This is a genomic window from Segatella asaccharophila, from assembly GCF_054687055.1.
The window spans coordinates 171,407-194,301 of sequence record NZ_BAACAN010000004.1; the positions used below are offsets into that span (position 1 = coordinate 171,407).

The window sequence follows — 22,895 nt, forward strand, 5'->3', positions numbered from 1 at the left end:
TGTCCACCTAAAACAGTATTTTGTCCACCTTCTTATTTTCATTATTAACTACATTTGCTACGATAATTTACCAAAAAACATAAGTAATCTAAACATTAAAGTATCATGAAGATTCTATTTTACTCCTAACGGATGGGGCATGTATAATAATTAAAATCTAAAAAAATGCACATGTTAAGTATCATCATTAAAACCGAAGGGTCAATACAATCTTTTGGTAATTCTTACAAACGAGCCTTAACGCTGCTATGTCTGTTTACCTTGATATTTACTTATACCATGGCACAGAACATAACTGTAAAAGGTAAAGTCGTGAGTGATAAATCCGAACCTGTTATTGGTGCTACCATAGCGGTAGAAGGCAATAGCACAGGTACTGTAACAGATTTGGACGGTAATTATGTCCTAGCTAATGTATCTCCAAATGCTACATTGGTGTTCTCTTATGTGGGGATGACAACTCAGAAAATTGCTGTTAAGAAACGTTCTACTATTAATGTTGTGATGAAAGATAATGCTGTCCTGTTGAATGAGACAGTAGTTATAGGTTATGGTTCTATTAAAAAATCAGATTTAACGGGTGCTGTATCTATAGTGAAACCGGCTGATTTTAAAAATCGTTCTGTCACATCCATAGGTGATGCGCTTCAGGGGGAGGCTGCGGGAGTTACTGTACGTTCAGGAGGTCTATTAGGTGACCTTCCCTCTATCCAAATTCGGGGTACAGGTAATTTAACGAATACTGATCCTTTATATGTTATTGATGGCGTACCTACTGATAATAATATTGGATTCAATGTCAATGATATTGAATCCATTCAAGTACTGAAAGATGCATCTTCTGCAGCAATTTACGGTTCGCGTGCGGCTAATGGAGTGATTATTATCACTACTAAAAAAGGTCAGCAAGGTAAGCCTCGTGTGGAATACTCTACACAAATTTCTATCCAGAATATGAAAAAACTTGATTTGATTAATGGTGACCAATGGCGTTCTATGATGACACAAGTTTACCAGAATGGTATAGATAAAGGTTCAACTACTGAGTCTATTCCTGAGTTTTGGAAGAATAATACTAATTGGCAGGATGAATTCCTGAAGACTGGCGTTCAGCAGGAGCATAATCTTGCTATTAGTGGTGGTGGGCAAGGTTCGAGATTCCGTGTCTCTTTTGGTTATTTGAATAATCCTGGTTATACTATTGCCAGAGATATGCATCGTTTTACAACAAGTATTACATCTGAATTTCACTTTGGTATTTTTAAGGTTGGTGAATCTATTCAATTGTCTAAAATTAATTTGCACTATCACGATTTCGGCCCAGACTCTACAAATGGCTTGGATCAGGTCCTTGGCCTTATTCCTGTTATTCCAGTGAAAGACGATGTATATGGTAAAAATGGTTGGGGATATGGTAATCGGCAATATGCTTATACCAATGCGTACAATGTAGTAGCACAGAGTGATGATAACAATAATTATGAGAAGGTTGAGGATATATATATGAGAGCATCTTCTTATGCAGAAGCTACTATATTTCCATGGTTGACTTATAAGCTGAATTTAGGTTCCACATTGTATGATTCTGATCTTCATGGATGGGACAGCGGTACTGCCTATGCTTATGGATTTACGGATACTTCTTCCTCTGCTTCAGCCTCTGCAAGTAGAACATGGAATTATTTGATTGAAAACACGCTTTCTTTTAATAAAAAATTCGGGGAACATAATATTATGGGTGTTGTCGGCATGTCTTATCAAGACACACCCACAAGATCTTTGGGGTCTGGAACTCAAGATCTGATCGAAACGGCAGGTGGATATTATTTAAAGAATGTCAGTAATGGAAAGACTCTGTCTTCTGCAACGGGTGCAAATTCGGAGAGTCGTCTGATTTCCTATTTTGGTCGCATCAACTACAATTATGCAGATCGTTATTTGTTTCAGGCTACTGTACGTCATGATGGGACTTCTCGTTTCGCTAAAGGCAATCAGTGGGGAACCTTTCCTTCTGTATCTTTTGGCTGGCATATCAGCAATGAACCTTTTTATAAGATTAAATGGATGAATAGTTTGAAGTTCCGTATCAATTATGGGCAATTAGGCAGCCAAAATGTAGGAGATTATGATTATCAATCTTTGATTTACAGTTATGCTGGATATGCCTTTAATGGTGGTACTACATTGTCGAATGGCCAAGCTATAGTAAATGTTGCAAACTCCAACATTACGTGGGAAAAGAAGAAAACATTGAATATCGGTTTGGATATGAACTTTTTCAATAATCGTTTGCAGAGTTCTATAGAATATTATGATTCTAAATCACAACATGTACTTTATGAACCAGACGGATGCCAGTTATGGTAATGTGCATGAGGGACATGGACACTTTTTCTGCCGAAGGAGTAAGAATCTGGTGGATTGGGAGTTTATGGGGGCTACGATGTCTGAGGCTCCTGCATGGGTTAAGGATAGCTTGAATTCCATCAGGTCTCGTGAAGGCTTGTCACCTGTTGATCATCCTTCCTATGGCTTTTGGGCTCCTTGTGTTCGTAAAATCAATGATCATCTTTATCGTATGTATTATGCCATTGCAGTAAATAATTATATTAAGAGTGGGGAACCTGTAACTTCCCCTTTTGATGGCTCCTGGACAGAGCATTCTTTTATTGGCATGATGGAAACGAATGATCCTTCCTCTAATCAGTGGCAGGATAAAGGCTTTGTCATCTGCTCTTCTTCTGACAGAGGTAAAGACTGGTATCGTGCTTCTGAGAATGACTGGGATGCTTATTTCAAGTTTAATGCGATAGATCCTTCGCTGATGGTCACCCCTGAAGGGCAGCATTGGCTGATTTATGGATCCTGGCATAGTGGCATAGCTGCTGTTCAGTTGGATCCGGAATCGGGGAAGACGATGGAAAAACTTCCGGAATCTTTTGGATCTGAACAGAGTATTGCTCCTTATGGAAAACTGATTTTCACGCGTACGAAAGGTAGTCGCTGGCAAGGTGCTGAAGCTCCCGAGGTGATCTATCATGATGGATATTATTATCTTTTCCTGGCCTATGATGCTTTGGATGTTCCTTATAATACCCGTGTGCTTCGGTCAAAGTGCATTACAGGACCATACATGACCTATAATGGTGCTGTAACGGATGCTTCCCAAGGAGCAGGTGATAATCCAGTTGTCTTGACACATCCCTATAAGTTCAGTGAGGGTTATGGCTGGGTTGGCATCAGTCACTGTGCTGTATTTGATGACAGCCAGGGAAATTGGTTCTATGCTTCTCAACAACGTTTTCCCGAAGATGTTGGCGGTAATCCTTATAGTAATGCGATCATGATGGGGGGCATTCGCAGCATTAAATGGACCTCAAGTGGGTGGCCGGTAGTTATGCCAGAGCGTTATGGTGATGTACCTCAGGCTCCAATTGCCGACACAGAGTTGGTCGGTAATTGGGAACATATTGATCTTGGCTATTCTTATGGTCATCAAAAGCAATCTTCCATAATGACTTTTGGTGCTGATCATACTATAATATCAGGCGCCTGGAAAGGGGCTAAATGGAATTTTGACCCTTCCACAAACACCTTAAATGTTAATGGCATTGAATTGGAAGTACAGCGTGAGGTGGACTGGGAGGCTGACCCTCGCAGAGCTACAATAGTTTATGCGGGCCTGGATGGTTCTAAATCTTATTGGGGCAAGAAGGTAGAGTGAATAACTTGCCAAATCTTGATCATATGTTTACCAGGCGATGGAAAGGGTGTTACCAATACTTGGTAATGAGCTTACCAAGCCGTGGAGATGATCTTACCAAGGCTTGGAGATGTGCTTACCAAGGCTTGGTATGTTGCAGGGGTGATATACACTAAGCCTGTGGACAGTTCTCGCTGTTCAATTGCTCTTTAGTTGACAGCCTAATTTATTAACTACAAATTAGGCTGTCAGCTATTTCTGTAAAGTGCTTCCTGGGTTGATAGTTGCCTTGCAGGTGTTGATGACCGAAGGTAAATTCCAGGTGTTAATGACTATTGTCATCAATATGACCGGGAGTGTGGTTAGGGCAAAAAAAGGTAAACAGGAATAGGTCATTATTGCATTTTCGATTTATTTATAAAAATGATATTAATATTTGATAAAATAATATTATGAGTTTTATTTTTTTTTCATTATATTTGCAACAGAAAAGTGATCATCATAAGTAAAATGTTTTAAGCTCCAGATATTCTGGAAAGTAATGTAGAAATTAGGAATCAACAGTTTTTAGCAACTGAAGGAGTTGATTTGTTGATAGATTTCAGGAGATGGGTAATCTTTTGCTTCTTTGTGAAGTCTCACCCGTTCATGTCAAATGTTTGTTATTAAAAAAAGATTACCGTTCATTAGAACTCTCTATGATGATACAAGGCGTGTATTAAACTAAATGAGATACTCTTAAATGTCTGAATGTTTTTAGGATAATACATGGGGAAAGTTAGCAGTGACTGTTATACTTTCCCTTCTTTTACAGGATAGTTTTGTCAGAAAAAGATCTGTTTTCTTCCGTAAGATCATTCCGTTTCTTCTCAGTAAAGGAGCAATAATCCGGCTAAGGCGTCATAGCCGATCATCTGGATCGGGTGGATTTTAAAGGTTTTAGTTCCTATGATGGTAGCAATAAAGAGGAAAATGCTGATCCAGAATTGCCAGGGATGGTCGGGGGTGGAAAAATTATCACTGGAACAGAGTAATAAGATAGTAGCTGCCAGTAATCCGAGGATAGCCGGCCGGAGTCCCATGAGGATACTTTTCACAGCGGTGGTATATAGATATTTCATGAACACTCTGCATACCAGGATCATAATGATCAGTGAAGGAAGGATCAGTGCCAGTATAGCGGTAGCCGAGCCCAATGTAGACATGATATTACCGAATCCTGCATTGTGAACGATTGAAAATCCGCAATAGATTGTAGAATTCACCTCAACAGGTCCAGGGGCCATCTGAGAGAGAGCTAACATATCTGTAAATTCCCCCATAGTCATCCAGTTGAAGTGGTTGACCACCTGCCCTTGGATCAGTGCCAGTATGGTATATCCTCCTCCAAATCCGAATAGTCCGATCTCAAAGAATACAATGAAAAGATATAGAAAAATCATTTGTTATACTCCCGTTTATCTTAAGTTATCTGTTTTATGAGCTCCATAAGTTCTTGGTCTGCATTTCCGAGTACTATTTTTCAGTAGGCTGAATGAATTTACCATAAATAAAGCCACCGATGCCTGCTGCAATGATTATCCATATCGGGTTGACGCCTAAGATCCAGATCAGCAAGGCGCCACCAGCAGGAATCCAGCAGTTTGCCCATGTAATATGGGCGCTTTTGGCTAAGTTAAATGTAGGGATCACCAGCAGGGCTACTATTGCCGGCCGGATACCTCGGAACATTGCTGTGATCATGCGGTTATGGTCAAATAGATGATAGATCAAGGCAAAGACCAGCATGAAAAGGAATGAGGGAAGGAGGGCACCCAGTACAGCAGTCAAGCTCCCCTTTGTTTTCCGGAGACGGTAGCCGATAAGAATGCTCGCATTGATGATCATGGCTCCCGGGCAACTTCCGGCGATGGTGATCAGTTCATTGAACTGTCTCCTGTCCATCCATCTGTACCTGGTGACGACATTACTCTTGATGATGGGAATCAAGGCATGCCCTCCACCGAATGTCGTCAGACCAATCTTGAAAAATGTCCTGAATAAGATGCTATAGCTTTTTTCCATTCCCTTTCATTCTAATCAGTAAATATGCAGATATTTCTATCAGGAACCCTGAAGTGTCGTTGATGAAGGATGGCTGATTTGACCGTTCAAATGATCATGGTTTCCATCAGACGTAAGATGAAAAGAGGGAGCCTGAAAAAGCTCCCTCTTTTTCAGTCCTGAAGATTCATTCCGTTTTTTCTTCGATCCACTTCCTGGCATTTACGAAAGCTTCTATCCAGGGCGTGATTTCGTCTTCTCTTCGGTCAGCAGGATAGAAGGCATTCTGCCAGGGGAAAATGGCACGCTCCGGGTGGGGCATCATGGCCAGGTGCCGTCCGTCAGCAGACACAATACCCGCTACGTTATAATCACTGCCATTTGGATTACCCGGATATTCGGCGTAGTTATATTTTGCTACGATATGGTAGTGGTCTTCCGGTTCAGGGAGGTAGAAACGCCCTTCACCATGGGCTACCCAGATGCCGAGTTTGCTTCCTGCCAGACTTTTCAGCATGACACTGTTGTTACGTGGAATACTTACCCCAAGGAATGCACTTTCAAATTTCTGTGAGCGGTTTGGGCGGAGATGCGCACGATGCTCATGTTGAGGATTGATGAGGTTGAGTTCGACCATTAGCTGGCACCCGTTGCAGATTCCCAGGCTCAGCGTATCCTCCCTTGCATAGAATCGTTCCAGTGCACTTTTTGCCTTAGGATTATAAAGGAATGCGCCGGCCCATCCTTTGGCTGAACCGAGAACATCAGAATTAGAGAAACCACCGCAGAACACGATGAAATTGACATCTTCCAATGTCTCTCTGCCACTGATCAGATCGGTCATCATGACATCCTTGACATCGAACCCTGCCAGGTACAAAGTGTAAGCCATCTCCCGATCACCGTTGGTCCCCTTTTCACGTATGATGGCTGCTTTTACACCCGAACATTCGCGTCGTTCCGGACTCAGATCATACTGGGAAAGTTTACCGGTAAAGTGTGGATTGACCTTGATTTCTATAGGCTGTTTCTTGTAATTGGTATAACGCTTCTTGGCCATTCCCTCCAGACTTTGATCCCGGTCAAGCAGATAGGAAGTCTTGTACCAGACCGTCCGGAGTGCATCTATATCAAATTCGTGCTTGAACTGGTTCTTAATGATAACCAGTTTCCGATGGTCTGGAGTCGGGTATCCGATTTTGGCGAAACCGATGCCGGCAGCATCCAGGAATTCCTTCAATTCATGCTTATGCTCATCGCTGACCTGGATGACGACGCCCGGATTTTCTGCAAATAATATCTTGACCATGTCATCTCCGGCAATATCATACAGATTGATGTGCATTCCCCCGTTAAGGTTGGCAAAAGTCATTTCCAGCAGGGTAGTGATGAGGCCGCCGGCTGAGATGTCGTGACCGGACAAGATCCAGCCCCGGTGTACAAGTTCCTGGATCGCATTGAAGCAGTCTACGAAATAGTCAGGATTCTTCACCGTCGGGACATCATCTCCCACCTTGTTGAGGCTCTGAGCGAAAGCACTGCCGCCAAGGCGTTGCTCATCGTAGCTGAAGTCGATATGGTAGAGAGAGGAATTCTTGTCGTTGACAAGCACTGGGCTGACGGTTTTCTTTACATCACTTACTTGTCCTCCTGCCGTGACGATGACTGTTCCCGGAGAAATGATCTTTTCCCCGTTGGGGTAATCCTGACTCAGAGAGAGGGAATCTTTTCCGGTCGGGACATTTACGTGAATGGCGCAGCAGAAATCCGACAAAGCCTTTACCGCCGTATACAGACGAGTATTCTCACCCTCCTGGCTACGGCACGGCCACATCCAGTTGGCAGATAAAGAGACATAGCTCAATGGTCTGTCAGCCTCTTTTCCGGCATGACCGGTCTCTTTGTCTCCTAAGGGTGCCCATACGAGATTCGTCAGTGACTCAGCTACAGAAAGTACGCTGCCTGCCTGTGGATCGGCCAGTCCTGCCTGTGGCGCATGCCCCAGGGCAGTGGCTATGCCTTTTTTCCCACGATAGTCAAGGGCGACCACCCCGCAATCACTCAATGGCAGTTGGATCTCTCCCTGCCCTTGCTGGCGGGCGACCTTTCCGGTTACGGAACGGTCGACTTTGTTCGTCAGCCAGTCTTTGCAGGCCACGGCCTCCAGTTGCAAGACCCTATTAAGATATTCGTCCAGCTGATCCTGACTATAGGTCACGTTCTCATAATGACGCACCACGGTCTTGTCGGCCATAACGGTTTTGGGGGAATGTCCGAACATCTGGGCTACGTCCAGGTCAAACGGCTTCTTACCATCGCCTTGTATAAAACTGAAGTGAGCATCACCGGTTGTCTCACCGACGACGTACATAGGAGCACGTTCACGGTCGGCAATTTTCCGGACATGATCCAGATACTTCTGGTCAATCAGCAGTCCCATACGCTCCTGGCTCTCGTTGCAGATGATCTCCTTGGCGCTGAGAGTCTTGTCCCCGATCGGCAACTTGGTCATGTCAATTTGCCCGCCACAATCCTCTACCAGTTCTGAGAGGCAATTCAAATGCCCTGCGGAACCATGGTCATGGACGCTGATGACAGGGTTAGCATCATCTTCTACCAAGGCACGGATTAAATTATAATCCCTTTTCTGCATTTCCGGGTTGGCTCTCTGTACGGCATTCAACTCAATGCCATTACTATATCTGCCGGTGTCTACGGAACTCACGGAACCTCCTCCGAGGCCGATGCGGTAATTATCTCCGCCGACAACGACGATCTCGTTTCCTTTCTGAGGCTCCTTTTTCAGACAGTCTCGTTTTTTTCCATAACCTACACCACCGGCAAGCATGATCACTTTGTCATAAGCATATTTCTCGTTGTTTTCCGTATGCTCAAAGGTAAGCAGGGAACCTGTGATAAGCGGCTGACCAAATTTGTTGCCGAAGTCACTGGCTCCATTGGAGGCTTTGATCAGAATTTCTTCAGGAGACTGGTAGAGCCATTTCCTGACCGGCAGTATGTCCTCCCAACTGCGTTCCGGATCGGCTTTTCCACTATCATCTTTCAGACGGGGATAAGCCGTCATGTAAACGGCTGTACCCGCAATAGGCCAGGAGCCTGTCCCGCCTCCCATGCGGTCACGTATCTCACCTCCTGTTCCTGTAGCTGCACCGTTAAAGGGCTCTACAGTTGTAGGAAAATTGTGCGTTTCTGCTTTCAGTGAGATGACACTCTCAATATCCTTGACTTTGAAAAAGTCTGCGGTGGTCTGGTCAGATGGGGCAAACTGCTCAATGACCGGCCCCTGGGCGAAAGCGACATTATCCTTATAGGCAGAAAGGATCCTGCCGGGATTTTCTTTTGTCGTCTTTTTGATCATGGCAAAAAGAGAACTTTCCATCTTCTGCCCGTCAATGACAAATTCTCCGCCGAAGATCTTGTGACGGCAGTGTTCTGAATTCACCTGTGCAAAACCGAAGATTTCTGAGTCAGTCAAAGACCGGCCGTTTTCCTTGGCCACCTTGCGGAGATAGTCCATTTCCTCCGGAGACAGGGCCAGACCCTCCTCTTCGTTGTATTTCTCTATGTCGTCAATGTAACGGATGGGCTCCGGCTGACGGTCCACGGTAAATACATCTTGCCCGATACCGTCATACATGCGTTGCAGCATCTTGTCATGCTGGGCATCTTCAGTGTTTACGGGGAAGTATTCCTCAATACGAGAAATGCCGTGGAGATTCATGTTCTGGGTAATCTCTACGGCATTCGTACTCCACGGAGTAACCATTTCTCGGCGTGGGCCAATGAAGAAACCTTTGAGTTCCGTGGAGTCTTCTGCTTTGGCGTCACCATAAAGCCAACTAAGTTCTTTGATCTCTTCCTCATTCGGCTGATGGTCGATTTCGGTTGCAATCACACTTTTGGATGGAGTTCTGAAAAAAAGAATCATAATCCTATTTTATTAGACACGTGTTACTTTTGCTTGCAAAGATAACGCTTTTATGTGAGAAAGGAAGGGTAAGGTTGAGATTTTTGTTTCTGAAATAAAAAATAAATGGATTTATTTTCGGACACTTGCTTGGAGGGTCTTCTGGTAAGGTCTTGGGAAAGGAATGAGATTTCTTGTCTTTTTATAAGTAATAAGTGTTTAAGTATTGACGGATAAGTTGCATCCTTTCAGAATTTGTTGTATATTTGCCAATGTTTGTCAGAATGAGGACATCGCATTTACGACCGTTGACGTTGGCGTGGGATGACTCTTCCTGACAGTAGAGCGAAGGGTGAATATCTTGAATTAAAAGTTATTTAGAGTGTAATTAATAATAGGTTAAACCATCATACTCTACTTGCAGTTGTTAAAGGTACAGGTAGTGGCATGAATCAATAAAGGAGGTACAAACATGAATAGTCAGGCTGAAATCTATTTGGCAGGTGGATGCTTCTGGGGTATGGAGCATTTCCTGAAGCAAATCAATGGCGTTCTCCATACGGAAGTAGGATATGCCAACGGACATGGGGGAAAACCTACTTATCAGGAGGTCTGTACTGATGCGACCGGCTTTGCAGAGACCGTTCATCTTTTTTATGATCCTCAGGTGCTGTCTCTGACTCTGCTTTTGCAGTTGTATTTCAGGGCAGTCGACCCGGTAACTCTCAACAGGCAGGGGAATGATTGCGGGACGCAATACCGTACGGGTATCTATTACTCTGATCCGGCAGATTTCCCCGTCATCAAAGCGGAACTGTATAAACTTCAGAAGGCAACTCCTGCACCGGTGGTCATTGAGGTGGCGAAACTGGAAAACTTTTATAAGGCTGAGGAGAATCACCAGGACTACCTGAATAAGAATCCGGACGGTTATTGTCATCTTCCACAGGATCTGTTCAGTATGGCTCGTCTTGCTAACCGGAATAGGAGATCATTGGACTATGACCGGAAAATTGATGATGCCCAACTGAGGGAACGTCTTACGGAGGAACAATACGACGTGACCCAACATGCAGCTACGGAAATGCCATTTCAAAATGCTTATTTCGATAATTTCAAACGAGGTATCTATGTAGATGTCATTACCGGTGAACCACTGTTCCTTTCTACAGATCAGTTTGATTCTGGATGCGGATGGCCTGCTTTTTCTAAACCAATAGACAATCATCTCCTGACGGAAAAGACGGATACTTCTCATGGCATGACGCGGAAGGAGGTATGCTCTGTTCATAGTCATTCCCACCTGGGTCATGTCTTCAAGGATGGCCCTGAGGAAAGAGGATCCCTACGTTACTGTATCAACAGTGCATCGCTCAAATTTGTCCCTGAAGAAAGAATGGAGGAAGCCGGTTATGGAGCATTTGTGAAACTACTGTCACCTGTCCGAATGATCCATCCCTGAAAGATCTCTACGGCATAAAATCTGTTTCCTGTTCCTTGTTCAGGGGAAACCAGATAGAAAAAATAAAAAAGTGGGGACGAACAGGCTCGAACTGTTGACCTCTGCAATGTGACTGCAGCGCTCTAAACCAACTGGGCTACGCCCCCCTTCTGATTTGCGTTTGCAAAGGTAATGTTTTTATTCTAATTGCAATCGTTAAGACTCAGTAATTTCTTTTCCAGGAAGTTAAAAATATATAAACAGTTTGACTTTTTATGTGATTTTGTCGTCTTATTCATAACTTTGCATACAGCATATTTCTAATAATATGATGAATAAAAGAGAGCTAAAAGAAACAATCAATAACTAAAAAACGAAGGATATAAGTATGAAGAAAAACGTATTGTTTTTAAGCCTTATTGTTGGCACACTTCTGGTTTCAAGTTGTGCCAGTAAAAAGGCTCTTGAGAATTGCCAGACTGAGAACCAGCAGCTTTCTACTGATTATCAGAATACTAAGGAACAACTTTCTGCAGCTAATGCCCGTGTTGCTTCTTTGGAAGATCAGACGGCTCAGCAGAAGAATGATTATGATGCCTTGCAGCATTCTTTAAACCAGAGTTTGACAAATGCCAATTCGACGAATATCAATATCTCAAAACTGGTAGATCAGATCAATGAGTCCAACCAGTATATTCGTCATCTCGTGGAAGTGAAGAGCAAGAGCGATTCCCTGAACTTGGTCCTGACCAATAACTTGACCCGCTCCTTGAGCAAGGATGAGTTACAAGAAGTGAATGTGAAGGTTCTTAAGGGTGTGGTTTACATTTCTCTGGCTGATAACATGCTCTATAAGAGCGGTTCTTATCTTGTAAATGACCGTGCTCAGGAAACACTGGGTAAGATTGCCAAGATTATTATGGACTACAAGAACTATGATATTCTGATCGAAGGTAACACGGATGATGTGCCGGTCAGCAAGAGTAGTCCTTTAATGAAGAATATCCGTAACAACTGGGATCTTTCTGCATTACGTGCTACTTCCGTAGCCCAGTATTTGCAGGATCATTTTGGCGTAGATCCTAAGCGGATAACCGCAGGGGGCCGTGGTGAGTATAACCCGATTGTCAGCAATGATACGGAATTGGGCAAGCAGCGTAACCGCCGTACGGAGATTATCATTACTCCGAAACTTGACCAGTTCATGGACCTCATCGACAAGGCACCGGAGGAGAGCAACAAATAACGGTTGCCGGTAAGACCGTCCACATTATAGTAAATAGGGTTCACCGCCATTGCAACGGAATGTCATTCCTATGTAAGGGCGGTTTCACCTCTCAACTGTCAAACAATTTATCCTTATTTAACCCAATGGGATAACATTTGTTACCCATCAGAAATGAGATCATTGCGTAATTTTGTAAATTACATACGACAATCAGTAGAACTTTAACTGTTAAATCATAAGCTATGAACAAAAATCTCACTGTCGCGCTGGCGTGCATGCTGGCGATAGGGACCTCACTCTCTTCCTGCAAGATGAAGAAGGGCGGGCACATCGCAGTCGATGACGACGCTGCCAAGAAAGTGTATGTGGCTCCGGGCCACTACGATGAGTACTACGATTTTGTCTCGGGAGGCTTCTCCGGGCAGCTCGCCGTGTACGGCATTCCCTCAGGTCGCCTGCTGAAGGTCATCCCGGTCTTCTCTCAGTGCGCCGAAGACGGCTATGGCTACAATGAGAATACCAAGCCGTTGCTGATGACGTCCTTTGGCTTCGTGCCATGGGGTGACTCCCATCACACCCAGCTTTCAGAGACTGACGCCATGTATGACGGGCGTTGGGCCTTCATCAACGAGAACAACACGCCGCGTATCGCACGTATCGACCTCAAGCGTTTCCAGACGGCTGAGATCATTGAGATTCCTAACACGGGCGGCAATCATGCCTCACCCTTCATCACGTGCAACACGGAGTATGTCGTGGCCGGCTCACGCTTCTCGGTACCTTTCGACTTTGAGAACGGCGATGTAGCTATCAAGGACTATAAGAAAGACTTCCGTGGCACTGTCTCTTATATTAAGGTGGACAAGAACACTGGCCACATGAGCCTCGACTTCCAGCTTGCGCTGCCTCCGTTCGATTATGACCTGAGCCACAGTGGAAAAGGTCCGTCGGCCGACTGGAGCTTCTTCACCTGCTATAACACGGAGATGGCACACTCCCTGTTGGAGGTTAACGCCAGTCAGAACGACAAGGACTACATCCTCGCCATTAACTGGAAGAAAGCCGCGGAGCACGCTGCCAAGGGCGATTTTGTCTGGAAGAACGCAAAGTACGCCCACAACGTCATGGATTTCGCCAAGAACCAGGCCACCTCAGAGATTCTGAACAAGGTGAAGATGATCGATACGAAGAAGTTCCACGACTTCCTCTATTTCATTCCTTGCCCGAAGTCGCCTCACGGTGTCGATGTTGACCCGACGGGCGAGTATATCGTCGGTAACGGCAAGCTCTCCGCCAACCTTCCCGTGTTCAGCTTCTCCAAGATTCAGGAAGCTATCAAGAACAAACAGTTTGACGGCGAAGTCAACGGCATCCCCGTTATTAAGTATGAGGCTGCGCTTCACGGCGAGGTCCAGTCACCTGGCCTCGGCTCGCTCCACACGGAGTTTGACGCTGACGGCAATGCCTATACCAGCTTCTTTATCTCTTCAGAAATCGTAAAATGGAACCTCAAAACCCTGCAGATCGAAGACCGCGTACCCACCTATTACAGTGTGGGGCACCTCTCTGTCTTAGGCGCCGACACCAAGAAGCCTTACGGCAAGTACATGGTCGCCTACAATAAGATCACAAAGGACTGCTTCCTTCCCACAGGCCCCGAGCTTTGCCAGGCTGCCCAGCTCTATGACATCAGCGGCAAGAAGATGAAACTCATCCTTGAGTTCCCGTTGATAGGCGAGCCACACTATGCTTCTGCCATTGCCGCAGATATGTTGAAGCCCAACTCTATCCAGTTCACCCGCCTGTCGGAGAATAAGAATCCGTATAAGATCAGTTCCGCTCAGGAGGCCCGCGTAGAGCGTCATGGCAAACGCGTTGATGTCTACATCGCCGCCATCCGCAGCCGCCTGGTGCCCGACAACATCGAGGGCATCAAGATGGGTGATGAAGTCTACTTCCACGTCACCAACATCGAGCAGGAATGGGACATCCCCCATGGCTTCGCCATCAAGGGCATGAACAACGGCGAGCTCCTCGTCATGCCGGGTGAGACCTGCACGCTGAAATACGTTCCCAACCGTGTAGGCATCCTTCCGATGTACTGCACCGACTTCTGCAGTGCGCTCCACCAGGAGATGCAAGGCTACATCCGCGTCAGCCATGCAGGCAGCAACGTACCCCTGAAATTCACGATCGACGACAAACTGCCAAAGGATTTCGAGGTCTCCAAGCCCACAACACAGGCTGGGGCACCTAAGACCGGCCACAACAGAAAATAACAACCATCATGAAACTGAATTTTAAAGGAAAAATAAGCAGGATGAGTGCAGTCCTGCTCATCGTGGCAGCCATCCTGACGGGTGTCGCTGCATTCACCTCACTGTGGCGCATCGATATCGCGGCACCGCAGTATCCGGAGGGCATGTCGATGTTCATCGGAGGTCTCAAGGGTGTTAACGGCGGCGACGACGGCATCGACTTAGAGAAGATCAACGAGCTGAACCACTATGTCGGCATGGCGCAGATCCATCCGGGTGACTTCTGGGAGTTCTCCGCACTGCCCATTGTCCTCATCGCCTTTGCGGTATTCTTCATTGTAGCTGCCGTCATCCGAAAGAAGGGCTTGTCCATCAGCGCGCTGATCGCGTTCGGCATCTTCGGCGTGTTGGGCTTCATCGACTTCTATCACTGGACTTATGTCTACGGCCACAACTTGGATCCGACAGCTCCCATCAGGGTGCCGGGCATGGCCTATCAGCCACCGATCATCGGCGTGAAGCAGTTGTTGAACATGACCGTGATGTCACAACCCGACGTGGGCGGTTATCTGCTTTTTGTCGCCGGTCTGCTTCTCGCCTTCGTAGTGTTCAAGGAGATTGGCATCCTGGGCAGTAAAAAGAAGGGAGTCTGAATGAAGAAGACGATTCTCTGCAGCATCGTCCTGTCAGTAATGATGCTTGCGGCTTGTTCGGTCAACGACAAGCCGCAGGCTATCCAAGCCGGTAAAGACAACTGCGACAAATGCGGGATGAGTATCGAAAAGAAGCAATTCTCCTGCGAGTTCATCACCGACAAGGGGAAGTGCTTCAAGTTCGATGACGCCACTTGTCTCTTCCACTATTTGCACGACAACCAGATTGGAGACTCGACGGTTGCCAAGATCTATGTGGCCGACTACGACCAGCCCGACTCATTGATAGACATCCGGAGGGCATCACTGGTGCTGGGCGAGTTCCAGACACCTATGAACGGCGGTGTGGCAGCGTTTAGAAACCATACCCACGCCGTGAAGTTCGCAAAGGATAACAATGCCATTCTCTTAGATTCATGGGAAAGACTCAAAATATCTCATTAAGGATTCCACCTCTTATCTCATTGAGTTTCTTTCTGCTGACCCTTCTCTTCCCCGCTCAGAGCAGCGCGCGCGTGCTCAAAGTAGGGAAGAGATTGCCGTTCACGACCATCAATGCGGCGCTCAAACACGCGAGGCCGCACGACACCATCAGGGTTGTCGGCGGAGCGACTTATCGTGAGCGTCTCGTCATCCGCAAACCGTTGACGCTTCAGGGCATCAATTGGCCGGTAATAGACGGCTGCTACAAAGGCCATGTCGTGGAGGTACGGGCCAGTGACGTCAGCGTCTCCGGACTGAAGATAACGCACAGCAACCGCTCGTCGCGCTTAGACTATGCCGGCATCTTCGCGGAGAATGTAAGCAATGTCTCCATCACACACAACCTATTGAAAGACAATATGTTCTCCATCATGTTACAATCCACGTCACACTGCGCCGTGGAGCACAACCGTGTGGAGAGCAACATCACCCAGAACCCCATCATGGGCAGTGGCATTCACTGCTGGAAAGGATCCGGGCTGCGCATCACCGACAATACCGTCGGGCACCACCGCGACGGCATCTATCTGGAATTTTGTGAGCATTCCTTCATCGCACGCAATACCATCAGTGATTGCGAGCGATATGGGCTTCACTTCATGTTCTCACATTACAATACATACATGCGCAACACTTTTCGCCGCAATAGGGCCGGGGTGGCAGTGATGTACACCCACAACGTCACCATGCTCAACAATGTCTTTGAAGACAACCAAGGCACCAGCAGCTACGGACTGCTCATCAAGGAACTGCAATATGCCCGCATCCAGGGCAACGTGTTCAGGCGCAACACCGTCGGCCTGATGATCGACGGAGGACAGGATCTGCTCGTCAAGCGTAATGAGGTGCGCGACTGCGGCTGGGGCATCCGACTGGTATCGGGAAGCAGCAACGACACTATTGTGCGCAACAATTTTATCGGCAACACGTTTGACATGACAACCAACAAGAGCTACAATGGCAACATCGTGGAAAACAACTACTGGGACAAGTACGACGGCTACGACCTCAACCACGACGGTAAGGGCGACGTGCCTTACCGCCCACTGAGCCTCTTCTCTTCTTTGGCGGAGCAGAACAGCGATGTCCTGCTCTTCTTCCGCAGCTTCCTGATGAACCTGTTGGAGCAGACCGAGAAAATCATCCCTACTGTGACGCCTGACACTTATCAGGACCACACGCCCAGCATGCGGCGCTGGGCGGTCTGACTCACAGGCGCAACGAAAACAACACCATGATAGAAATCAATCATCTCAACAAATACTACGGTCGCCAGCATGTGCTGAAAGACATCAACCTCCGGCTCGACCAAGGTCAGTGTGTTGCCTTCGTCGGGCCGAACGGCTGCGGCAAGACTACACTGATGAAAAGCATCCTCGGCCTCGTCACGCCGCAGAGCGGTGAAGTGCTGGTCAATGGCAAGAATGCAGCCCGCTGCCCCGAATCGCGTGCTGTGATGGGCTTCATGCAACAGAACAGCAACTTCCCTGAGAACATGAGTGTGCGCGATGTCTTCAAAACGCTGATCGACGTGCGCGGATACCACGGTGAGCTGGACAAAGACTTATACAATGCCTACAATATTGAACAGTTTGCCGACAAGCGCACCGGCGCCCTCTCCGGAGGCATGAGGCAGAAAGTGAACGCCGCCCTGGCCTTCCTGTTCAACCCTGACATCCTGATCCTCGACGAGCCGACAGCCTCACTCGACCCGCTTTCCGCCAACATTCTCAAGGAGAAGATACGCAAGGAGAGTGGCAAGTTAGTGTTCATCACCAGCCATATCCTCAGTGAACTCAACGGCTTGGCTACACATATTATATTTATGGATGAGGGAAAAATACTGTTTTACAAGCCTGTACATGAACTACTCCATGACACAGGCAAGACAAACACACACGATGCCGTCATTGAATTACTGAACAAATGGGGAAAATAACAAAGATAATCCTTCTCGACAACTTGAAAAACAAGGTTGTCATTGCCTATTTTGTCCTGCTCGCGCTCATATCGTGGACGAGCATGATGCTTCAGGACAACGAGACCAAAGGCGCCCTCACCATTCTCAATGTGGTGCTGTTCATCGCGCCGCTCATGTCGATGGTCTACACGGTCATCTATCTCTACGACAGCCGCGACTTCCTCACCATGCTGCTCTGCCAGCCACTCCGTCGCCGCGATGTGTGGCAGAGCCTGTATGTAGGCTGCAGTGTCAGCCTGCTGTCCGCCTTTCTCTTGGGTGCCGGCATCCCCATCATCCTCTACGGCGACGTTGTCACATCGGCAGTGCAGCTGCTCATGGGGTGCGCGGTGACACTTATTTTCACCTCGCTGGCTTTCCTGATCGCCATGCTCATAAGCGAGAAGACCCGCGGCATCGGCGCCAGTCTGCTTCTCTGGCTGCTCTTCACCATGATCTACGATGCTGTTCTTCTCTTTCTGGTCTTTATGTTCAGCGATTATCCCATCGAACAGCCCCTGATGGGCTTGCTGATGCTCAATCCGCTCGACCTTGCACGCTTCCAGGTTGTTTTGAAGATGGATGTAGCGGCGATGATGGGTTACAGCGGTGCGCTGTTCAAGGATTTCTTAGGCGACACATGGGGTATGGTCGTATCGTCTGTTCTCTTGCTGGCCTGGATCATCCTGCCCTATGCCTGCTCGCAAAGGCTATTCAGCAGGAAGGACCTGTAGTATGAAGCAACCATCATTTTTATTTAGTCTGATCATAGCTCCGCCAGTTTCTCAGCCGGTATAGGACGTTCATGCTTCCTGGGCATCTTTACTTTAAACTTGTCAAAACCTTCGCCATAGACCCCGATAACGTTTGTCTCCGTGACGAAAGCCTTGGGATCTATCTCGTTGATGATACGGAAGATGGTGGTGCTCTCGCGCCGCTTGGCCATGATGAACAGCATTTTCACCTCGTGGCCGGTGTAGAAGCCGTACGCCTCAATGACTGTAGCGCCACGATGCGGGAAGACAGCGATACGCGAGGCTATCTCCTGATATTTGTCGGAGATAATGAAGAACTGCACGCTGCGGTGCAAGACGTTCACTACCTGGTCTATACAATAGGCGGTGATGAGCAGCACTACATAACCGTAGATGACTTGCTCGAAGTTATGAAAAACGAGATAAGACGAAGAAATGATGACGATATCACACATCATGATGACACGTCCGAGGGATATGTCACGGTATTTGTGCACGATGTCAGCAATGATACGGAATTGGGCAAGCAGCGTAACCGCCGTACGGAGATTATCATTACTCCGAAACTTGACCAGTTCATGGACTTGATTGATGAAGCTCCTGCAGAGCAGAGTAAAACAAACAATAATTAAAGAATGGATGTCTCCCGGTGAAAATTTCATCGGGAGATATTTTGTTTAGATTCGAATGGTTGTTAAATATTGCTATGTTTACCAACGATAGAATTGTAGAAAGTTAGTGTCTTGCAGTTGGTTGTTACAAATCTTTCCTTTTTCTTTGATGATGTATATCCATACCTTTGTATGTCTATTCTTTTGATTTGATTCTTTGTTCGAAAGATGTCTCCTCCGTTTATATATTTCCTTTCCGTTGATTGTCGTTTTTGTAAATTGCAATAAACCTTTTTAAAATCTATATTAGGCTTTTTTAAAGCAAAAGTCGCATTTTGCTGCACCTTTGCCCATTGTTTGTGAGCGAATAAACTTGAAACCCTTCATCGATCCGTAGATAATGTGATCGCAGTCACAGAATATCCGGGTAAGTTCTGGACATTTGTGTACGCGGAAGAAGTCGCAATAAAAGCAACTGTTCATATTGAATTTTATTTCGTGTTTGTCTTTTTTTATCCATTGGATGTCCCAACCTCTGCTAGGGAAATTCTTTATGACGAAACTCGGTATCCGTTTCCATATCTGATTGAATATCCATGGAAATGAGCTAAGGGAACAGATTACTTTTATCCTTCTTCTCGCAGGCTCCATGGAATTGAAAACGGTTCTCTTAATTACGTCATACGCTTCTTTTTCGGACATTCCGTTCTTAATCAATACTTTGTAAGCGGCTGCCGACGGTATCAATGAATGCAACAAGTATTTTTTCAGAGGCCCGGTTTCACATATATTCTCCATCATTTGTCGGGCCTGGATACAAGTTTCATCCTTAGTATCGGCGTTCATATTTGCCCAAAGTTTACCGATACAGCTTTTCTTCATGATTTTCTCAATATCTTTCATTGTATGTTTGAAATTAATTCTATTCAATTTTTGTAATGAGTATTGCGTGTGTCGGGCAGTTATCCTCGCATATTCTGCAACCAATGCATGATGCTTCGTTGATTACGTTTATGAATCTGCACATGCCATTATCGACAATTTTCAATACATCGTTCTTGCACTTCTTCAGGCATCTTCCGCAACCTGTACAGTCAAAAGAGAAAAGCCTTATTTCAAAATCTTTTGTTTTCATCTTGATTCTTATTTTAAGTAAGAAGGCAAACAATTATAATAAGTATTTGTCGTCCTCTTATTTTTTGTTATTGCAAAGTTAATAAACAATCGAACTTTATGCAATACTAAATCGGTGAATGATGTGTTCTTTTCGGTATATTGATACATGGACCAGACGAAATGACTTGTTTGCAGATATGATTACTATTGCTGATTGGGGCTTATCTTTTGAGTGACTCCCTTACTGGATTTTTTTAAGTTGATTGTTCGGGTTGGTTGAAAAATGCAGTTTTATTCATTCCTGGTGTTTTTTTAAGTGCTTTTGTGAAAAACTATATTTGTTTTTTGGGGGAATCGCATAAATCTGTTATTTTTGTAAGGAAGTGATATGGGACAACGAAAAATTATGAATGGATTCAATTTGCCTGATGCAGATGAATCACAAAACAAATAATATGGATAAGATCAAGATGGTTACTCCTATCGTGGAGATGGACGGGGATGAGATGACTCGGGTATTGTGGAAATGGATTAAAGAGGAACTCATCCTGCCCTTTGTAGATTTGAAATCGGAATATTATGATTTAGGGCTGCCTAACCGGGATAAGACACAGGATAAGGTAACGATTGATGCAGCGCATGCGGCATTGAAATATGGTGTGGCCGTGAAGTGTGCTACGATCACACCCAATGCCCAGCGGATGACAGAGTATCACCTGCATGAGATGTGGAAAAGTCCGAATGGGACTATCCGGAGTATCATGGACGGTACGGTCTTTCGTGCACCTATTACCATTCCTTCTATCCACCCGTTAGTAAAGGGCTGGGAACAACCGATCACAATCGCTCGTCATGCATACGGGGATGTCTATAAGAATGTGGAGATCCGTGCGGATGAGCCTGGAACAGCAATGCTGGTTTTCCAGGGAGAAAGTGGAAAAAGACAAGAACAGATCATCCATGACTTTTCCGGACCCGGGGTCATCCAGGGGATGCATAATACGGACAAGAGTATCCATTCCTTTGCAGAAAGTTGCTTCAAGTTTGCTGTTGAAACGAAACAAGATCTGTGGTTCGCAACCAAGGACACCATTTCCAAGACGTATGATGCTCTTTTCCGTGAGATCTTTAATGAAGTCTATAAAGAGTACGAAGAGATCTTTAAAAAACTCGGAATTACTTATTTTTATACGTTGATTGATGATGCCGTGGCACGTGTCATCCGTAGTAAGGGCGGATTTATCTGGGCTTGCAAAAATTATGACGGTGACGTGATGAGCGATATGCTCTCTACGGCTTTTGGATCTTTGGCGATGATGACTTCTGTGCTGGTCAACCCGGATGGAAAATATGAATATGAAGCAGCTCATGGTACCGTGACTCGTCATTATTATCGTTACCTGAAAGGTGAGGCAACTTCAACGAATCCTATAGCTACTATTTTCGCCTGGAGTGGAGCACTTCGTAAGCGGGGTGAGTTGGACCATCTTGTAGCATTGCAGAATTTTGGGGATCAATTGGAAGGTGCGTGCCTTGATACCTTGAATGCGGGGATTACTACCAAGGATCTTGTGCATCTTATGGAAGGTGTTGAGACGAGACAAGTGAATTCTGAAGATTTCATCGCTGCGATTAAGTCTCATCTGGAAAAACGACTATCCTGAACGGGCAGGCCCGCCTTTTTGCCGGATGTGGAAATGTGTCATATATGCTTTGGTTTGTCCGGAGAAATAGAAATGCAAGTTAACGGAAAACGATCAAGTGGTGGAAAATTCTTGTGGAGGAAAATTCTTAAAGAGATAAATATCTGATGACTCGGTCAAAAAATCGTTTTGTAACGTTATTTTCATAGAATAGTAACATATAATACATTGTGGTTTCGGCGGATTCAGCTTATATTTGCAGAATAGAAACATCAATTACATAAATTGAATGAAAGAAAATAAGAAGGCTATTCTTGAAATTCTCCAGAAGAATTCCAAAAAAAACAGTAAATTTGATGAACTAGTCCTTAATTTAGCATTACAAAAGATTTCAGGTGAACATTTTGAATATGATGACCAGGCGGTTTATTCTGCTGACCACAAACGGATGATCTATTGTCTTTATGAAGGTGAAAATTTTGAAATTCCTGAAGGTGTCGAAATCATTGGTCAGAAAGCTTTTTATAAAAAGAAAAATCTCAGGCACGTAACGATCCCTTCTTCGGTAATATCCATTGAGAAAGATGCTTTTACAGGATGCGATTCTCTGGAGATGGTTAATCTTCCAGCTTCAGTTGAACGGATAGAGAGTTTCGCTTTTTCAGATTGTGGTACTCTTAAGACTGTTAATTTTGAGGGTGTTCCTAAACATCTCAGCCGTCATTCTTTCGAAGAGAGTGAGCGCTTGGCGAATATTATTGTCCCTAGTGGAACAGTGAAAAAATTTCGCAAGGCCCTTCATTTTGATGATGGGGATATGGATTATATCGTAGTAGACCGTGATATTGTGGAAGCTGATGCAGCCGATGGACTCAAAAAGAAAGCTGACAGGGCAAAGTTGAATAAAGAGGATCATCTGAAATCCTCTGATGAGAAAGAGAAGTCACTGGGCAATCTGTCTGGTAAGAAAAAGAAAAAAGGGAAGGATTAAACGGAAAAGTGGATGATTGAAATCACCTGTTACCGGAAGATGGATCTCTGCTCCCTGAATGTATGATGTATCAAAATGGTAG

General features: G+C 45.5%; 17 protein-coding genes, 1 tRNA gene and 1 pseudogene. 12 read left to right on the top strand and 7 right to left on the bottom strand.

The genetic code is table 11. The features are described 5' to 3' along the window. Positions 1–171: 171 nt before the first annotated feature. Both ACYRYG_RS03985 and ACYRYG_RS03990 read left to right on the top strand, forming a co-directional pair. Complete coding sequence (locus tag ACYRYG_RS03985) at positions 172–2,367, top strand: SusC/RagA family TonB-linked outer membrane protein (RefSeq protein ID WP_293421902.1); 2,196 nt, start codon at positions 172–174, stop codon at positions 2,365–2,367. Continuing rightward, positions 2,339–3,724 (top strand): arabinan endo-1,5-alpha-L-arabinosidase, encoded by a 1,386-nt coding sequence (locus tag ACYRYG_RS03990; protein WP_294728936.1) that lies wholly within the window; start codon positions 2,339–2,341, stop codon positions 3,722–3,724. The genes ACYRYG_RS03985 and ACYRYG_RS03990 overlap by 29 nt, the downstream gene beginning before the upstream one ends. An 848-nt stretch (positions 3,725–4,572) precedes the next feature. On the opposite strand, the gene ACYRYG_RS03995 is transcribed toward ACYRYG_RS03990, so the two are convergent. The 3 genes from ACYRYG_RS03995 to purL form a co-directional block, all read right to left on the bottom strand. Next, the gene (locus tag ACYRYG_RS03995) at positions 4,573–5,145 is read right to left on the bottom strand and encodes a chromate transporter (protein WP_460197702.1); all 573 of its coding nucleotides are present in this window, start codon (positions 5,143–5,145) and stop codon (positions 4,573–4,575) included. Between the two features lie 73 nt (positions 5,146–5,218). Further along, the gene (locus tag ACYRYG_RS04000; RefSeq protein WP_293420137.1) at positions 5,219–5,767 is read right to left on the bottom strand and encodes a chromate transporter; all 549 of its coding nucleotides are present in this window, start codon (positions 5,765–5,767) and stop codon (positions 5,219–5,221) included. A 166-nt stretch (positions 5,768–5,933) separates the two neighbouring features. Further along, positions 5,934–9,695, bottom strand: coding sequence for a phosphoribosylformylglycinamidine synthase (gene purL / locus ACYRYG_RS04005; RefSeq protein WP_293420140.1), 3,762 nt, complete (start codon positions 9,693–9,695; stop codon positions 5,934–5,936). 451 nt (positions 9,696–10,146) lie between these two features. Between purL and msrB the strand changes: the two genes are divergently transcribed. After that, on the top strand, positions 10,147–11,136 hold the full coding sequence (msrB, locus tag ACYRYG_RS04010) for a peptide-methionine (R)-S-oxide reductase MsrB (RefSeq protein WP_293427549.1): 990 nt from the start codon (positions 10,147–10,149) through the stop codon (positions 11,134–11,136). Positions 11,137–11,207: 71 nt separating this feature from the next. On the opposite strand, the gene ACYRYG_RS04015 is transcribed toward msrB, so the two are convergent. Continuing rightward, a tRNA-Val gene (locus tag ACYRYG_RS04015) sits at positions 11,208–11,282 on the bottom strand. Between the two features lie 221 nt (positions 11,283–11,503). Here ACYRYG_RS04015 and ACYRYG_RS04020 point away from each other — a divergent pair. From ACYRYG_RS04020 to ACYRYG_RS04050, 7 genes are all read left to right on the top strand, one after another. Further along, the gene (locus ACYRYG_RS04020) at positions 11,504–12,361 is read left to right on the top strand and encodes an OmpA/MotB family protein (RefSeq protein ID WP_460197704.1); all 858 of its coding nucleotides are present in this window, start codon (positions 11,504–11,506) and stop codon (positions 12,359–12,361) included. Positions 12,362–12,585: 224 nt separating this feature from the next. Next, a complete protein-coding gene (nosZ, locus tag ACYRYG_RS04025; protein ID WP_460197705.1) occupies positions 12,586–14,622 on the top strand; it encodes a Sec-dependent nitrous-oxide reductase in 2,037 nt (678 codons plus the stop codon). Positions 14,623–14,630: 8 nt separating this feature from the next. Then, the gene (locus ACYRYG_RS04030; RefSeq protein WP_460197706.1) at positions 14,631–15,254 is read left to right on the top strand and encodes a hypothetical protein; all 624 of its coding nucleotides are present in this window, start codon (positions 14,631–14,633) and stop codon (positions 15,252–15,254) included. Then, entirely contained in the window at positions 15,255–15,698 is a 444-nt protein-coding gene (locus ACYRYG_RS04035; protein WP_460197707.1) for a nitrous oxide reductase accessory protein NosL, read from the top strand. Continuing rightward, positions 15,671–16,945 carry a nitrous oxide reductase family maturation protein NosD gene (gene nosD, locus ACYRYG_RS04040; RefSeq protein ID WP_460197708.1) on the top strand — a complete coding sequence of 425 codons (1,275 nt, stop codon included), beginning with the start codon at positions 15,671–15,673 and terminating at the stop codon, positions 16,943–16,945. Before ACYRYG_RS04035 ends, nosD begins: the two co-directional genes overlap by 28 nt. A gap of 26 nt (positions 16,946–16,971) precedes the next feature. Then, on the top strand, positions 16,972–17,676 hold the full coding sequence (locus ACYRYG_RS04045; RefSeq protein ID WP_460197709.1) for an ABC transporter ATP-binding protein: 705 nt from the start codon (positions 16,972–16,974) through the stop codon (positions 17,674–17,676). After that, positions 17,664–18,431, top strand: a complete 768-nt coding sequence (locus ACYRYG_RS04050) for an ABC transporter permease subunit (RefSeq protein WP_460197710.1) — start codon at positions 17,664–17,666, stop codon at positions 18,429–18,431. Before ACYRYG_RS04045 ends, ACYRYG_RS04050 begins: the two co-directional genes overlap by 13 nt. A 32-nt stretch (positions 18,432–18,463) precedes the next feature. Here the strand turns inward: ACYRYG_RS04050 and ACYRYG_RS04055 are convergent. From ACYRYG_RS04055 to ACYRYG_RS04065, 3 genes and pseudogenes are all read right to left on the bottom strand, one after another. Then, positions 18,464–18,964, bottom strand: a pseudogene (locus ACYRYG_RS04055) (YitT family protein); the annotation flags it as partial. 405 nt (positions 18,965–19,369) lie between these two features. Further along, complete coding sequence (locus ACYRYG_RS04060; RefSeq protein ID WP_460197711.1) at positions 19,370–19,966, bottom strand: L-2-amino-thiazoline-4-carboxylic acid hydrolase; 597 nt, start codon at positions 19,964–19,966, stop codon at positions 19,370–19,372. 19 nt (positions 19,967–19,985) lie between these two features. Next, entirely contained in the window at positions 19,986–20,198 is a 213-nt protein-coding gene (locus ACYRYG_RS04065; RefSeq protein ID WP_294075484.1) for a 4Fe-4S binding protein, read from the bottom strand. A gap of 436 nt (positions 20,199–20,634) precedes the next feature. On the opposite strand from ACYRYG_RS04065, the gene ACYRYG_RS04070 reads away from it, so the two are divergent. Both ACYRYG_RS04070 and ACYRYG_RS04075 read left to right on the top strand, forming a co-directional pair. Next, a complete protein-coding gene (locus ACYRYG_RS04070) occupies positions 20,635–21,843 on the top strand; it encodes an NADP-dependent isocitrate dehydrogenase (protein ID WP_293429286.1) in 1,209 nt (402 codons plus the stop codon). 268 nt (positions 21,844–22,111) lie between these two features. Then, positions 22,112–22,813, top strand: a complete 702-nt coding sequence (locus ACYRYG_RS04075; protein WP_460197712.1) for a leucine-rich repeat domain-containing protein — start codon at positions 22,112–22,114, stop codon at positions 22,811–22,813. The last annotated feature ends 82 nt before the right edge of the window (positions 22,814–22,895 follow it).